Raw genomic sequence first — 15,267 nt, forward strand, 5'->3', positions numbered from 1 at the left:
CATCGCAGTTGAAGATGGAAAAGCAACAGGAAATCCCCGCAATTCACGTGCGCGCGGCGAGGTTCTAAGGAAAGGGCCGCGCGGCAGGCGCGGCGTCAGTGTACCTGGTAGCGCGGCTGGTAGTCGCCGTTGTCGTTGTCCGGCTGCGTGGCGCAGAGCTGGGCCAGCGTCTGGCTGCGGAACGGGATAACCTGGAAGCGATCGCCGGTATTCACAATCTGGTAGAACTGCGGCAGGTTGAAGTTGATAAAGCTGGAGCCGTAGGTAAAGCGATCGTGGGAAGAGGAGTAGAAGCGGCTAACGTCGCGCACCAGCTCCTCTTTGCTGCCTTCGCAGTGGTGATAGACCTCGACGCGGTTGGTTTCATCCAGAATATAGATATTGAAACCCTGCTCGTCGGTGGTGTCTTCGAAGAAGAACTGAATAATCCCTTCGCTGGCGTAGCCGTTTACCACCGGTGGCAGCGGCGTCTGGTTCGATTCCACTTTGATCGACAGGCCGTGCAGCTTGTTGTTGGAGATGGCGCCGTAAAACTCTACCGCGTTTTCCAGCTTCTGCACCGAGACGCTCATGCGCTCGAAGAAGAGCCCCCACGTCTGGCCCGCCATGCGCAGCGCCTTAAAGCGGCCCGGCTCCTGACGCGTGCTGGAGAGACGCAGCTCAATGCATTCCGAGACCAGCTGCTGAACGCGCGTGCGGATCAGCCCGCGCAGATGCTGGCTATAGCAGAACACTTCCACCGTATCTGGCGGCGCGGCGTCCTGATGCATCTTGCCAAGAATGGTTTTTAACGCCTCGATCATCGCCTGTTCGCCGCTGAAGTGCAGCGTTCGCACCTCGTTCCACGAGTTGCGATAGAGCAGATCGATGCTGCCAATCAGGCACTGCTGCTGCTGGCCAAAGCTGAAGACGTCGAGCTTACGGAAATCGAAGTGCACCACCTGATTGCGGAAAGCGGAGGTGGGATCGTGCTCGAGGTTAACGATAATCGCCAGATGGCGGATTTCACACGGGCTGTAGAGCGCTTTTGGCGTCGGCGCGGGCAGGCGCAGCGGAAAGTGCGACGACACGTCGTTCACCAGCTCCTGCAGACGCGCCAGATCGCAGATTTCGTTGCCTTTGATATGCAGGCGCGTTTTGCTGGTCAGCAGACCGTTGAACCACGCCCAGGCCACCAGCTTATTCAGGTAGCGGTTATATTCCAGCGGCTGATGGCTGATGATCGAGCTCATGTCCGGCGCCTGGTTATAGAGATACCAGCCCGAACGGTTAGCGCGGCCCGGCGGAACGTGAATAAAGGTCAGGTTCTCTTCCGAGAGGTCGGGCGAAATCTGCGGGTTAACCAGCGTGACCTTGCCCGGCAGCGCTTCAAACGCGGCGTACAGTTTACGCGTCAGCACGCCGATATCCTGCGGACTCGCGCTGACGCTTAAATTGTTGCGGCGGGCAAAACGGATCAGGTTGCGATAGCTCTGCATCATCGCATCCAGCAGTTCGTTATGCGCCTCGCGCACGCGTTCGATTTTCCAGCCGCCGCGGTTGTCGAGGATCGCCAGTTTTTCCTCGCTCCAGCCCCACTCTTTTACCAGCTGCGACAGGATCTCACGTCGCCAGCCCGAACGGCTGCTGTTCTCGTCGGTGCTTAACTTCTCGCACACCTTCAGGTAGAAGCAGCGGCGCACCAGGTCGAGGCGCGGCTGATCGTCCACGCTGGTAAGGTAGTGGGTTACGCGCTCCAGCATCATGCAGTAGGGATCGAGGCCGAAGCTGACGATTTCGCCGTCGTGCAGGCGCTGTTTGATATCCATCGCCAGCAGCTGCGTATTGGGATACTCCCAGCTGTAGGCTTCCAGCAGCAGGGTTTTCAGCACCGCCTTGTAGGGCGAGTCGATGCTTTTATAGAGCTGCCACAGGCTGGCACCGAAATACTCTTCCGCCGACAGCGTGCCCAGCCCGCCGAGATCGAGCCACTCGTTCGGCGTCAGCACGCCCTGCGCGTAGAGCGACATCACGTAGTCATCGTAGTGATGCTCTTCTTCGCACGGCACCATATTCCACAGGATGCGTTTGCCCGCCATACGCACCGCGGTGCGGTAGAATTCGTCCAGCAGCAAAATATGCTGCGTCGATCCGCAATCCTCCGCGCCGAGGCTGCCGCTTTCGTTATGGCGGAAGCGGTTTTCATCAATCAAAAAGAAGCTGACTTCCACGCCCATCGACACGCACCACTTCTGCAACAGCGTGCATTTGCGCTGCAGGTTGAGACGCTCTTCGTTATCCAGCCAGGATTGATGGCAGACCCAGATATCCAGGTCGGAGACGCTGTTCTGGCCGACCGACGAGGTGCTGCCCATAGAGTAGATGCCGGTGATCGGCATTTCGCCGGTGCGCGACACGTCCAGCGTCAGCTCGCGGCTGCCCGCCAGTTCGCGCATCAGCAGAAGCTGGTTTTCTTCAGGCGTGAAGAAACTGATGCCGCGGGGAACGTTACCGTCGAAGTAACCCGGCATCAGCGGATGATGATAATGTAGTAAGGTCGGCAGCAGACTGTATACGTGCTGGAAAGCAGGTCCCATCGCAGCCAGCGCGCGATCGACGCGCAGCTGATTAATGGCATCCAGTCTCTGTTTCAGTGTCTCAATGTAGAGGTACAAGACGTTTCGCCTGATTGTCCCAGTGTTTAAGCAACCTGTTTCCTGAACCTGCCGCTTAATAATCGAAAAAGTTGGGCAGATTATTGCTGGAAACGTGATCAATCTAACACCTGCCAGATTGACCGTAAAGAAAGTTGCGCTACTTAACAGTTTAGCACGTTCCCATTGGCTTCATTCGCTTTCGGACACCGATACCCGCTTTATCCTCTTTTTACTGGCGCATCTTCCCGTCAGCCCGGTCAAATAATCCGTTGAAACTGTCAGCCATCAGCCGACAATGATAGGATATTCGGTGAACGATCAAAATGGTTAACAGCATGTTAGACAAAATTTTCAGAATTGCTACAAGACAAAGTCCTCTTGCGCTCTGGCAGGCACATTATGTCCAGCAACGCCTGATGGCCGCGCATCCGGGCCTGCGCGTGGAGCTGGTGCCTATGGTCACTAAAGGCGACGTTATTCTCGACACGCCGCTGGCGAAAGTCGGCGGTAAAGGCCTGTTTGTCAAAGAGCTTGAGCTGGCGATGCTGGAAGATCGCGCCGATCTCGCGGTTCATTCGATGAAGGATGTGCCGGTCGCGTTCCCGCTGGGACTGGGGCTGGTCACGATTTGCGAGCGTGAAGATCCGCGCGACGCCTTCGTCTCCAACCATTACGACTCGCTCGACGCGCTGCCGCAGGGCGCGGTTGTGGGCACCTCCAGCCTGCGTCGTCAGAGCCAGATCAGCGAACGCCGCCCGGACCTGGTGATCCGTTCGCTGCGCGGCAACGTCGGCACGCGCCTGTCAAAACTCGACGCCGGCGAATATGACGCCATTATTCTCGCGGCCGCCGGACTGAAGCGGCTGGGGCTGGAATCACGCATTCGCCAGCCGCTGCCGGCGGAAATCTCCCTGCCCGCCGTCGGCCAGGGCGCGGTCGGCATCGAATGCCGCCTTGACGACAGCGAGCTGATTAGCCTTCTTCAGGCGCTTAATCACGACGACACCGCCGTATGCGTTAAAGCGGAACGGGCGATGAATACGCGGCTGGAAGGCGGCTGTCAGGTGCCGATCGGCAGCTTTGCACTGCTGGAAGGCGACCAGCTCTGGCTGCGCGGCCTGGTCGGTGCGCCGGACGGCAGCGTGATGGTGCGCGGCGAACGCCGCGGCTCGCGCGCCGAGGCGGAAGCGATGGGCGTCTCTCTCGCCGACGAACTGCTCGGCAACGGCGCGCGCGACATTCTGCGCGAGGTCTACCAGGGGCAGCCGCCGGTATGACAATCCTGGTCACTCGCCCGGAACCCGCAGCCAGCGCGCTGGTGACTCGCCTGCGCGGCCTTGGCCTTCAGGCCTGGAGCCTGCCGCTGATTGAGTTTGCGCCGGGCAGCGACCTTCATCACCTGCCGCAGCAGCTTGCCGCGCTGCGCGCTGGCGACCTGGTTTTTCTGCTTTCTCAGCAGGTGATCCACTATGCGCAGCCGGCGCTGATGCGTCATAACGCAGCGTGGCCGGCGGACGTAGACTATTATGCAATTGGTCGCAGTACCGCGCTGGCGTTTCATACCGCCAGCGGTCGCCATGTCGATTATCCGCACGCCCGGGAAACCAGCGAAGCGCTGATAAACCTGGCGGCGCTACAGCGCGTATCCGGTAAGAAAGCGCTGATTTTACGCGGAAATCCGGGGCGCGAGCTGCTGGCGGAAACCCTTACCGCGCGCGGGGCGGAGGTCTCATTCAGCCAGTGCTACCAGCGCTGCCAGAAGCATTACGACGGCGCTGTTGAAGGTCGACGCTGGCGCAACCGCGGCATCACAACGCTGGTGGTCAGCAGCGGTGAAATGTTACAACAGCTGTTTTCTCTGTTCCCCGCGATCGATCGCGAGGAATGGTTATTGCGCTGTCGACTGATTGTCGTCAGCGAACGTTTGGCTACGCTTGCCGGAGAACTGGGCTGGCAGGATATTCAGGTAGCCGATGGTGCCGATAACGACGCGCTGCTGCGCGCGTTACGCTGAACTTAATCATGGGATGTGCCACAGATGACGGAACAAAAAGCGACCTCCGCCACGGTTGAAGAGACTACGCCAGCGGCAGACACTTCGCCCTCTTCTTCCCCGCAGCCGCCGCGCGACAGAAAGAGCGGCGGTATGGTGCTGGGCGCGGTGGCGATTGTTATCGCCCTGGCGACCGGCGCGGGTTTATACCTTAACGGGAAACATCAGGCTGAACTTCAGGCGCAGGCGAATCAAAGCCTGAGCGACAAGCTGAACGCCTTGCAGCAGCAAGCGGGCAGCGACAAACAGCAGCTGGCTCAGCAGCTCAGCAGCGCGCAAAGCGCCCTGAACGACGCACGTACCCAGCAGGCCGCCACGGCGAAAGAGCTGGAGACCCTGCGTGAAAAGGTCGCCACCATTTCCGGCAATGACGTACACGCCTGGCTGGTGTCGCAGGCTGACTATCTGGTGAAGCTGGCGGGCCGCAAGCTCTGGAGCGATCAGGACGTCACTACGGCAGCAGCGCTACTGAAAAGCGCCGACGCCAGCCTGGCCGATATGAACGATCCGAGCGTCACCAGCGTGCGTCGCGCGCTGACCCAGGATATCAGCACCCTTTCAGCCATCGATCAAATCGATTATGACGGCATCATTCTGAAGCTGAACCAGCTCTCCAACGGCGTCGACAACCTGCGTCTGGCGGATAACGACAGCGACGACGCGCCGATGGACAGCGATGGCGGCGAGCTGACCTCTTCGCTGCGCGAATGGCGACAGAACCTGGTGAAAAGCTGGCATAACTTTATGGATGACTTTATCACCATCCGCCGCCGCGATAATACGGCGCAGCCGCTGCTGGCGCCGAACCAGGATGTCTATCTGCGCGAGAACATCCGCTCGCGTCTGCTGATCGCCGCACAGGCGGTGCCGCGTCATCAGGATGAGATCTATAAACAGTCTATCGATACCGTGTCCAGCTGGGTGCGCGCCTGGTACGACACCAACGATCCTGCGACCAAAGCCTTTCTGGCGCAGCTGGATGAGCTGAGCCAGCAGAGCATCAATATGAACCTGCCGGACAATCTGGAAAGCCAGCCGCTTATCGACAAGCTGATGCAGACGCGCGTGCGCAATCTGATTGCGCAGCCTTCCGTCCCCGCTGACCAGCAAGGAGGCTAAGCGCATGCTTAAGGTATTTATCCTGTTTGTCCTGCTGATCGCCGGCATTGTGGTGGGTCCGATGATTGCCGGCCATCAGGGCTATGTGCTGATTCAAACCGATAACTGGAATGTGGAAACCAGCGTCACCGGACTGGTCATCATTCTGATTATCAGCCTGCTGATTATTCTCGGCGTTGAATGGCTGCTGCGTCGTCTGTTTCGCACCGGCGCACGTACCCGAGGCTGGTTTACCGGACGCAAACGCCGCCGCGCGCAGCGTCATACGCAGACCGCACTGATGAAGCTGGCGGAAGGCGATCACCGTCAGGTAGAGAAGCTGCTGTCGAAAGATGCCGATCACGCGGAAGTGCCGGTGGCCAACTATCTGCTGGCGGCCGAAGCGGCGCAGCAGCGCGGCGATGAGATCCGTGCCAATCAGCATCTTGAACGCGCTGCCGAGCTGTCGGACAACGACGTGATCCCGGTTGAAATCACCCGCGCGCGTATTCTGCTGGCGCGTAACGAAGATCACGCCGCGCGTCACGGCATCGACCGACTGCTGGAGGTTGCGCCGCGTCACCCGGAAGTGTTGCGCCTGGCGGAGCAGGCTTACGTGCGCACCGGCGCATGGAGCTCGCTGATTGATATTCTGCCTGCGATGGAAAAATCGCAGGTTGGAGACGAAGAGCATCGCGCCCACCTGCAGCAGCAGGCGTGGCTCGGCCTGATGAATCAGGCGATGGCCGACCAGGGCAGCGACGGCCTGAAGCGCTGGTGGTCAAATCTGAGCCGTAAAACGCGTCAGCAAACGGCGCTGCAGGTGGCAATGGCAGACCATCTGATTGAGTGTGACGATCACCAGACCGCGCAGGAAATCGTGCTGGATGGCCTGAAACGCCACTATGACGATCGACTGGTGCTGCTGATGCCGCGCATCAAAAGCAGCAATCCTGAGGCGCTGGAGAAAGCGCTGCGCCAGCAGATCAAGCAGCATGGCGCGACGCCGCTGCTGCACAGCACGCTGGGACAGCTGCTGATGCGCCATGGCGAATGGCAGCAGGCCGTGGAAGCGTTCCAGCAGGCGCTGGCGCAGCGCCCTGACGCCTTCGACTACGCGTGGCTGGCTGATGCCTACGACCGCATGCACCGTCCAGAAGAGGCAGCGAAAATGCGCCGTGAAGGCTTACTGCTGACGCTAAAAAACAACCCGAATGCTTAATGTTGTTGTTACTTGTTTACGCCGGGCTTGCCCGGCTTTTTTTTGCCCTTTATCCGCCGCAAAAAAAACACCTGCCAGTGGCAGGTGTAATATCAGGTCGGTAAGACAACCCTGAGGTATCCGACTCAACGGTGTGTCTGTTGACCCTGCAAGGCGTTAGCGATGCAGGCAGGCAGACAACGGATACCCAAAAGTGGCTCTGCATCATTCCCAGGTTTATGCAGCATCAGCAGACATAAGAGGTGGAATGAGCATCTACGCGCTAATTATTGCACAGAGCGTGCCAGGATGCCGAAGATATAAAAAACGCCTTTATTTACAATCCCCTGCCGTGTGCCCCTTGTCTGTATCTGATGACAATCAGTCATCTTGCTGTCTCCCTTTAGAGACGATGAAGGGCCTGTAATAATAAATGGATTTAAATCAATGCATTAGTCGTCTCCAGATAGCGACAACCAGCGAATGCAACGCGCGGGCCCGCTTTTCTACAGACGAAAAAAAACCTGCTTTTTCAAGCAGGTTTATAAAATGGTCGGCGAGAGAGGATTCGAACCTCCGACCCACTGGTCCCAAACCAGTTGCGCTACCAAGCTGCGCTACTCGCCGATAATTTTTATTGTTTTGTTTTGCCTGGTGCGAAGAGAGGGACTTGAACCCTCACGTCCGTTAAGACACTAACACCTGAAGCTAGCGCGTCTACCAATTCCGCCACCTTCGCGTATCCCAGCAAAATCTGGGGTGGCTAATGGGACTCGAACCCACGACAACTGGAATCACAATCCAGGGCTCTACCAACTGAGCTATAGCCACCACAATTCGGTATGTTGCAAGTCACTGACCTACAGCATGTAACTCTTTACTAACGCGGTAATGTAACCACCGCAGCTCCTGCGCACAAACTAAATGGCGCGCCCGACAGGATTCGAACCTGAGACCTCTGCCTCCGGAGGGCAGCGCTCTATCCAGCTGAGCTACGGGCGCGTAGCGCCGTTGCGGATGGGCATACTACGGACTTGGGGTGATGCTGTCCAGTGCTTTTTTAATAAAAAAACGCGTTTGATTACGCTTTGTGCATTTCGTCGACTAATGCAGCACTCTGGCTGTTTATGCAGCGAAAAAAGGTGGAAGTAATCAGTGATATCAGAGATCGCCGCGCCAGTGATAGCGCAAATATTTAATCAGTTTTAGCTGGCGACGCAGCCGGCTGGGCTGTCGAATCAGGCGATAGAGCCATTCCAGCCCCAGACGCTGCCAAATCTTCGGCGCGCGCTTCACATGGCCGGTAAACACATCGTAGGTTCCGCCTACGCCCATATAGAGCGCGTGCGGCCAGCGCGCGCGGCAGTCGCGCATTAACAGCTCCTGCCGCGGCGAGCCCAGCGCGACGGTCACGATACGCGCACCGCTGGCGGCGATGCGGGTAAAAAGCGCATCGCGATCGGCAGGCGCAAAATAGCCATCCTGCGCGCCGACGATATTCACATTCCACTGCCGACGCAGCTTATCGCAGGTCTCGTCCAGCACCGCCTGACGCCCGCCGATCAAAAACACCGGCGTCCCCTGCCGACCGGCGCGCTCCATTAACGCCTCCCACAAGTCAGCGCCCGCAATGCGCTGCACCTCGGCCTGGGGGTACTTTTTACGCACGGAGCGCACAATGCTGATGCCGTCGGGATATTTGAATTCCGCCTCCTGCAGCAGCGCGCGCAGCCCGTCGTCGCGCTCCGCCGTCAGCATCTTTTCGGCATTAATCGCCACCAGGGTTCCGCTGCGCACCGCTTCGCCCGGCAGCAGAAAGTCCACAAAAGCGGACATCGTGTCGAAACCATAAAGCGACACGCCGCGGATCTCATACTGCGGCGCTTCCGGTAACCTTGTCATGGTTGAATTCTGTCTTCCTGTTATGCCAGAGGCGTTAAGTGGGGCTATGCAAAGCCTGAGCGCTGCGACGTCGAATCAGCCCGGCGCGATCCAGCAGCCAGTAAAGCATTTTCGCCACGCCGAGGCAGGCCAGAAAAATCAAAGCAAAAAAGACCACGCGCGAGCCGAACGCGTCCAGCCCCTCGCGCGCCAGCACAATCATATTAAACACCGCGCCAAAGCAGAAACTCTGCATAATCGCGCCGCTGTAGCGGTTGTCGGCGTCGCGCCCGCGCAGATAGAGTGTATCGAAACCTTTGATAATCAACCCGACCGCCACCGCGCCCGGCATGATAAACCAGACGCCGCCCATCACGATCAGCGACCCCAGCAGCGTAGGCGAAATAGCCAGGCCTGAATGATTGTTCAGTACTTCCCAGGTAAAGTAGTTGGCGCTGTTGAGCACCATCGACGGCCTGCCCGGCCACAGCCAGCCAGGAATATAGACATAAAAGTCGCGCCAGATAGGTGCCAGTCCCTGAAACTCGATCTTCGAATAGTTCTCCAGCAGCAGCGCCAGATTCTCCCAGGGCGAAAAGGTATCGCGCGTCAGGTAAAGAAAGGTGTAAACCGCCTCTTCGCCGAATACGTTGAGGTTATAGCGCCGCAGCGCTAGCCAGAACATGCCGCCTATCGCCAGCACGCCCGCTGCCGCCAGCATCCACAGGCTGATCCAGCCGCGCGTAATGCCGATAAACAGGAACAGGGCGAACGCGATAATAATATTGGCGCGCGTGCCGCCAACCAGCGCGTAGGTCAGCAGGCCGAACGCCACCGTGACCACCAGAAATAGCAGCCAGTTGCGCTGCGTAGGCCGCAGGAAATAGAGAATCAGCATCGCCGGGATAAAGAAATAGAAAAAGCGCTTCAGCGCCACGCCGGAGACTTCGCTGGAAAAAATCTGGTTATAGGCGGTCAGCCGGAACAGTAAAAAGCCGTTGTTCAGGAAAAACACCGTTACCGTGCCGATCGCCACCAGCGCCAGCAGCACGCAGGTCAGGTGCGTCTCGACGCGGTTCATCTGCAGCCAGGGTCTGGCGCGCGGCACCGCCGCAGGACGCAGCCGCACCTTATAGCTGACGTAATAGATGGCGTAGAACGCCGTTGCCGACAGCAGCGCCTGCAACAGATATTCCGGCGGTCTTACCTCAACGTTAAAGCGGAACGCCAGCACGCTGGTCAACGGAAAACCGAAATAGAAGGTCAGTAAAAACAGCAGGGTAAAAAAGAGGTGAAAGTTAAAGCGTACGCGCCTGAACTCTCGCCACGTCAGCGTCAGAATAAAACCCAGCGACAGCAGATAAACCACCAGCAGACCGCTGAACTGCATGAGGTTCATAAGGACTCCCTTTCACATTGGCGCAGCGCCTCGCGCCAGCCCGCCACATAGCCCGGCGCGAAAAAGGCGATAGCCTGTTTATCACAGCTCGCCAGCTGCCGACGCGCTTCCGCTACGCTCTCGCGATCCAGCGCATCGCCGCTAAACAGCACCGGTAGCCCCTGCTCGCTGATATCGCGCCAGAACGGGTTGCGCCGGTTCAGCACAAAAGGCACGCTGGCCTGAATCAGCAGACAGAGCGTTCCGATGCCCTGCTGGCGTTCGAACATAAAATAACCTAAATGGCAGCGGGCGAGCAGCGCTAAATAGTCATCAAAGGCGAGATTGCTGCGCAGCAGCTCCACCTGCCCGTCAGGAAACAGCGCGGCAGCGGCCGTCGCCACCTCGTTAATGTAGGCCTCGTTGTTCGGCGGATAGCCCAGCGGCACCAGGATGCGGATTTCCGCGCCAAACTGCGCGCGAATCGCTTTAAGCCCCTCGATATGACGATTGCTGGCGTCGCCGGAGTTGCCCAGCAGCACAGTAAAGCGCGCATCCGGCGCGCTTTGCGGCGCGGCGGCGGGCATCCTCGTGGGAAAATAGAGCAGCGCGCCAGGCACGCGCGGATGGCGCTGCTGGTAATGGTGTAAATCGCCGCGGGTAGCGAAAACCCGCGCGACGCGCCCCTGCGCGATGCGGCGCAGCAGATAGAACAGGCGAAACTTCAGGCTGCGCGACTCTTCGTAAAGATCGGCGCCCCAGACGTGCCAGTCGATCTGGCTGGGGCGGATCTTTCCGCTCAGCAGCGCCAGCCAGATGCCCGGATTAAACTGTCCATGGCAGAAAAAGCGCTGCTCGCGATTTTTTGCCCGCGCGACCAGCGCCTGCGCCAGCGCCTTTTTTGACGCGAAGGTCTCAATATTGAGATGGCTAAAGGCGGCGAGCGCGGCAGGCTGCTGCGTCACCACCATAAAATGGCGCGGCCGATCGACAGGCAGCTCAACGCTCAACACATCGTTAAAAAAGCGCAGCACCGTCTGATTGTGATGGGGGATATCCGATCCCAGAACGTGGATTAACGTCATTTTTTTCGGTAATAAACCATAAAAGCGCCGCAGCAGAGCGCAAAATAAAGGAGATAGGTCGCCATATAGGCCTGCGCCGCGCCGGTCACGCCCGACAGCGGGATCAGCCAGCGCGAAAAGAGCGTCAGCAGCGCGAACTGGCTAATTTCGGCCAGAATATAGAAGCGCAGCGACGCCTTAGCAATCACCAGATAACCGAAAACATAGGCGCCGACCTTGAACACATCGCCGCAGAGCTGCCAGACAAAGAGATCGCGCATGGCGTGAAATGCCGGCGAGAACAGCAGCCAGATCGCCACATCGCGCAACAGCCAGACGCAGAAACCGATCGCCGCCACGGCGGGCAAGACAAAGCGCAGCGCGCGCATAATCTCACGCGCGATATCGCGTTTCTGCTCCAGCCGCGCCAGCGTCGGCAGCAGCCAGACGCTGAAGGTCGCGGTGATAAACTGCAGCCAGGCGTCGGAGATGCTGGTCACGGCCTGCCACAGGCCGACCTGCGCCCAGCCGTCGTGCTGTGCCAGCAGGTTGCGCATCATGATCCACGCCACCGGCAGCGTCACCGAGGTAATCAGCGCCATCAGGGTGAATTTCGCCAGGCTGCGCGCCAGCTCCGGCTGCCACTGCGGCTTCAGCCAGGCGAGCGGCAGCGGCACGCGTCGCTTTAGCAGAATAAACGCCGGAACGGCCACCAGCGCAGGCACCAGCGCAAATCCCACCAGCGCACCCGCATAGCCGCCAGTCCACCAGCACAGCACATATGCCGCAACGCCGATAAGGCTACCGACGATCAGCGCCAGCGCGTTGCCGCGCGCGTCGCGGTAGCCTTTCAGCAGCGCCAGCGCCAGGTTGGCCCAGGCGATGCCGAACTGCAGGAAAGCGACGATGCGCACCACATTCTCAAAGCGCGTATGGCCAAACAGCGCCTGGCTAATCGGCGCGGCGGCCAGCAGAAAAATTAGCGCCAGCAGCGTGGAAAAGCCCAGCACCATCGCCGATGCGGTGCCTGTCAGCGCGCGCAGCTGCTCTGGCTGATGCTGATACTTAGCAACAAAGGTCGTGACGCCATTGAAAATGCCCGCGCCGGCCAGCACGCCGAGCACGGTAATCAGCTGGCGAAAGTTGCCCGCCTGCCCTACCCCTTCCGGGCCGAAACTCACCGCCAGCAGCTTTACCACCAGCAGACCGGCAGCGATTTTCACCAGCGTGGACGATGCCGTCCACACCGACGCTTTTGCCAGCGACATCAGGCGAAGAAGCTCAGTAAGGAACTGATAACCGTCTTCTGGTTATTGTCCGTCAGGTTATAAAACAGCGGCAGGCGCAGCAGACGCTCGCTCTCAGCCGTGGTGAACCGGTCTTCACCCTGGAAGCGGCCGAAGCGTTCACCGGCGGGCGAGCTGTGCAGCGGGATGTAGTGGAAAACCGTCAGGATCTCCGCCTCTTTCATCCAGCTAATCAGCGCCTGCCGATCGTCGCTGTCGCGCAGTTTGATATAGAACATATGCGCGTTGTGTTCGCAGTGGGCGGGCAGCGACGGCAGCTGGATGCGCCCTTGCGCCGCCAGCGGCTGCAGCGCGTCGTAATAGCGCTGCCACAGGCGTAAACGCTGCTGATTGATACGCTCGGCCGCCTCAAGCTGCGCCCACAGATAGGCCGCCTGCAGATCCGCCATCAGATAGCTCGAACCGATATCGCGCCAGGTGTACTTATCCACCTGGCCGCGGAAAAACTGGCTGCGGTTGGTGCCCTTCTCGCGGATGATTTCGGCGCGCTCTACCAGCGCCGCATCGTTGATCAGGGTCGCGCCGCCTTCCCCGCCCGCCGTGTAGTTCTTGGTTTCATGGAAGCTGAAGCAGCCGATGTGGCCGATAGTGCCCAGCGCGCGCCCCTTGTAGCGCGACATCACGCCCTGCGCCGCATCCTCAATAACCCAGAGCTGATGTTTCGCCGCCAGCGCCATGATGGCGTCCATTTCACAGGCCACGCCCGCGTAGTGTACCGGCACGATGGCGCGCGTTTTCTCGGTGATCGCCGCTTCGATTTTGCTTTCGTCAATATTGAGCGTATCGGGACGGATATCCACAAAGACGATGGTCGCGCCGCGCAGCACAAAGGCGTTGGCGGTAGAGACAAAGGTGTAGCTCGGCATAATGACTTCATCGCCAGGCTGCAGATCGATCAGCAGCGCCGCCATCTCCAGCGAGGCGGTGCAGGAGGGCGTCAGCAGCACTTTTTTGCTGCCGAAGCGCTGCTCAATCCACTGCTGACAGCGTCGGGTAAAGCCGCCGTCGCCGCACAGCTTGCCGCTCGCCATCGCCGACTGCATATATTCAAGTTCGCTGCCGACAACCGGCGGCGCGTTAAATGGGATCATGACCTTTCCTGTAGAACCAGTAAGCGGTGCTTTCCAGCCGGGCACCGCTGCGTAAATAGAGTCGCATCGCCGACAGGTTGCTGAGCTGCGTCGCGACGCGCAGACGGCCGAGCTGGCGCACCCGTCCCCAGTCCGCGCCTGCCAGCAGCAGCCGCTGCCCGACGCCCTTGCCCTGCGCATGCGGCAGCACGCCCAGCAGCCCGACCCGCACTTCGCCTTCCGTCTCGCGCAGCGAGATAAAGCCGAGCGGCGCGCCCGCCTCGTCGCTGGCGATCAGACACTGATGATCAAAGGTGCCGCGCACCGCGTTTTCAATCCACTGGGCATAAAAGCGCGCGCTGGCGTCCGCGTCGAACCAGGGCGCGCGAAAGCGGCTGCGCACGAAGATCTGCGACGCCGCCGCGCGCAGCGCGTCGATTTGCGCCTCGCGCGCGATGCGGATGCCGCTCTGCCGTTCGGTGCGCTTAATATTGATGGCCAGGTCCGCCTCCCCCTCCGCCAGCTGGAAGCCCCGCTGACAAAGGGCGTCAATCGCCTCAAGCCGGTCGGCGGGCACTTTGATCTGCCAGAGATCGGCTGGATGGCGCAGCGCCTCATCCAGCGGCCGATCGCCGTCCAGATCGAGCCGCACCGTGGCACGGTTGAAAAAGGCGCTTTCCCACGCCAGTGGACTAATACTGACGCGGACGGGCATGTAAGAGATCCAGCAGATACTGGCCGTAGCCGGTTTTCGTTAAGGCTTCGCCGGCGGCGCGCAGCCGCTCGTCGCTCAGCCAGCCGTTACGCCAGGCGATCTCCTCCAGACAGGCGACTTTGAAACCCTGACGCTTCTCCACCGTCTGGACAAAGGTACTGGCCTCAATCAGGCTGTCGTGCGTGCCGGTATCGAGCCAGGCGAACCCTCGGCCTAACAGCTCAACAGAAAGCTGACCGCGCGCCAGATACATTTGGTTGATGGCGGTAATTTCCAGCTCGCCGCGCGCAGAAGGCTTCACCTGCTTTGCAAACTCGACGACCTGATTATCGTAAAAATAGAGGCCGGTTACCGCCCAGCGCGATTTCGGCGCGCTGGGTTTCTCTTCGATAGAGATTGCGTTGAAGGCGTCGTCAAACTCCACGACGCCAAACCGTTCGGGATCCATCACCTGATAGCCAAACACCGTTGCGCCTTGCTCGCGTGCGGCGACTTTCTTCAGCTTAGGACTAAAGCCCTGGCCGAAATAGAGGTTGTCGCCCAGCACCAGGCAGCAGCTATCGCCGTCGATAAAACGCTCGCCGATAATAAACGCCTGCGCCAGGCCGTCCGGGCTTGGCTGCACCGCATAGCTGATATGGATACCGAACTCACTGCCGTCGCCCAGCAGGCGCACAAAATGATCGCGATCGTCCGGCGTGGTGATAAGCAGAATATCGCGGATGCCTGCCAGCATCAGCACTGACAGCGGATAGTAGATCATCGGCTTGTCGTACACGGGCAGCAGCTGCTTAGAAATGGCTCGCGTAATGGGATGCAGACGCGTGCCGGAACCGCCTGCCAGAATAATACCTTTCATCGCTT

The 15,267-nt window shown here is 59.4% G+C and carries 12 protein-coding genes and 4 tRNA genes; 4 read left to right on the top strand and 12 right to left on the bottom strand.

Going from position 1 to position 15,267, the window contains the following annotated elements; genetic code table 11:
- Positions 1 to 95: 95 nt before the first annotated feature.
- The gene (locus MHZ97_RS10810) at positions 96 to 2,654 is read right to left on the bottom strand and encodes a class I adenylate cyclase (RefSeq protein WP_103797449.1); all 2,559 of its coding nucleotides are present in this window, start codon (positions 2,652 to 2,654) and stop codon (positions 96 to 98) included.
- A 317-nt stretch (positions 2,655 to 2,971) separates the two neighbouring features.
- Here MHZ97_RS10810 and hemC point away from each other — a divergent pair, with 317 nt between their 5' ends.
- Genes hemC through hemY form a run of 4 tightly spaced genes read left to right on the top strand, consistent with a single transcriptional unit; the run spans position 2,972 to position 7,009 of the window.
- Complete coding sequence (gene hemC / locus MHZ97_RS10815; RefSeq protein WP_103797487.1) at positions 2,972 to 3,913, top strand: hydroxymethylbilane synthase; 942 nt, start codon at positions 2,972 to 2,974, stop codon at positions 3,911 to 3,913.
- Positions 3,910 to 4,650 (top strand): uroporphyrinogen-III synthase, encoded by a 741-nt coding sequence (gene hemD / locus MHZ97_RS10820; protein WP_239314549.1) that lies wholly within the window; start codon positions 3,910 to 3,912, stop codon positions 4,648 to 4,650. Before hemC ends, hemD begins: the two co-directional genes overlap by 4 nt.
- A gap of 24 nt (positions 4,651 to 4,674) precedes the next feature.
- The gene (gene hemX, locus MHZ97_RS10825) at positions 4,675 to 5,808 is read left to right on the top strand and encodes a uroporphyrinogen-III C-methyltransferase (protein WP_239314550.1); all 1,134 of its coding nucleotides are present in this window, start codon (positions 4,675 to 4,677) and stop codon (positions 5,806 to 5,808) included.
- 4 nt (positions 5,809 to 5,812) lie between these two features.
- Positions 5,813 to 7,009 (top strand): protoheme IX biogenesis protein HemY, encoded by a 1,197-nt coding sequence (hemY, locus tag MHZ97_RS10830; protein ID WP_103797446.1) that lies wholly within the window; start codon positions 5,813 to 5,815, stop codon positions 7,007 to 7,009.
- Positions 7,010 to 7,538: 529 nt separating this feature from the next.
- On the opposite strand, the gene MHZ97_RS10835 is transcribed toward hemY, so the two are convergent.
- The 11 genes from MHZ97_RS10835 to rfbA form a co-directional block, all read right to left on the bottom strand.
- A tRNA-Pro gene (locus MHZ97_RS10835) sits at positions 7,539 to 7,615 on the bottom strand.
- Between the two features lie 25 nt (positions 7,616 to 7,640).
- Positions 7,641 to 7,727, bottom strand: a tRNA-Leu gene (locus tag MHZ97_RS10840).
- Positions 7,728 to 7,743: 16 nt separating this feature from the next.
- Positions 7,744 to 7,819, bottom strand: a tRNA-His gene (locus MHZ97_RS10845).
- Positions 7,820 to 7,913: 94 nt separating this feature from the next.
- Positions 7,914 to 7,990, bottom strand: a tRNA-Arg gene (locus MHZ97_RS10850).
- 159 nt (positions 7,991 to 8,149) lie between these two features.
- Positions 8,150 to 8,890: a lipopolysaccharide N-acetylmannosaminouronosyltransferase gene (wecG, locus tag MHZ97_RS10855; RefSeq protein WP_239314551.1), complete on the bottom strand. Its 741-nt coding sequence runs from the start codon at positions 8,888 to 8,890 to the stop codon at positions 8,150 to 8,152.
- Between the two features lie 34 nt (positions 8,891 to 8,924).
- The gene (gene wzyE / locus MHZ97_RS10860; RefSeq protein ID WP_103797444.1) at positions 8,925 to 10,268 is read right to left on the bottom strand and encodes an ECA oligosaccharide polymerase; all 1,344 of its coding nucleotides are present in this window, start codon (positions 10,266 to 10,268) and stop codon (positions 8,925 to 8,927) included.
- Complete coding sequence (locus tag MHZ97_RS10865) at positions 10,265 to 11,332, bottom strand: TDP-N-acetylfucosamine:lipid II N-acetylfucosaminyltransferase (protein ID WP_239314552.1); 1,068 nt, start codon at positions 11,330 to 11,332, stop codon at positions 10,265 to 10,267. Before MHZ97_RS10865 ends, wzyE begins: the two co-directional genes overlap by 4 nt.
- Entirely contained in the window at positions 11,329 to 12,579 is a 1,251-nt protein-coding gene (gene wzxE / locus MHZ97_RS10870; protein ID WP_103797442.1) for a lipid III flippase WzxE, read from the bottom strand. The genes MHZ97_RS10865 and wzxE overlap by 4 nt, the downstream gene beginning before the upstream one ends.
- Entirely contained in the window at positions 12,579 to 13,709 is a 1,131-nt protein-coding gene (gene rffA, locus MHZ97_RS10875; protein WP_239314553.1) for a dTDP-4-amino-4,6-dideoxygalactose transaminase, read from the bottom strand. Before rffA ends, wzxE begins: the two co-directional genes overlap by 1 nt.
- The gene (rffC, locus tag MHZ97_RS10880) at positions 13,696 to 14,403 is read right to left on the bottom strand and encodes a dTDP-4-amino-4,6-dideoxy-D-galactose acyltransferase (RefSeq protein ID WP_239314554.1); all 708 of its coding nucleotides are present in this window, start codon (positions 14,401 to 14,403) and stop codon (positions 13,696 to 13,698) included. Before rffC ends, rffA begins: the two co-directional genes overlap by 14 nt.
- Positions 14,381 to 15,262 (bottom strand): glucose-1-phosphate thymidylyltransferase RfbA, encoded by an 882-nt coding sequence (gene rfbA / locus MHZ97_RS10885; protein WP_103797439.1) that lies wholly within the window; start codon positions 15,260 to 15,262, stop codon positions 14,381 to 14,383. The genes rffC and rfbA overlap by 23 nt, the downstream gene beginning before the upstream one ends.
- Positions 15,263 to 15,267 lie beyond the last annotated feature (5 nt).

The organism is Pantoea sp. ACRSC (assembly GCF_022346785.1).
Lineage (GTDB): Bacteria > Pseudomonadota > Gammaproteobacteria > Enterobacterales > Enterobacteriaceae > Pantoea > Pantoea alvi.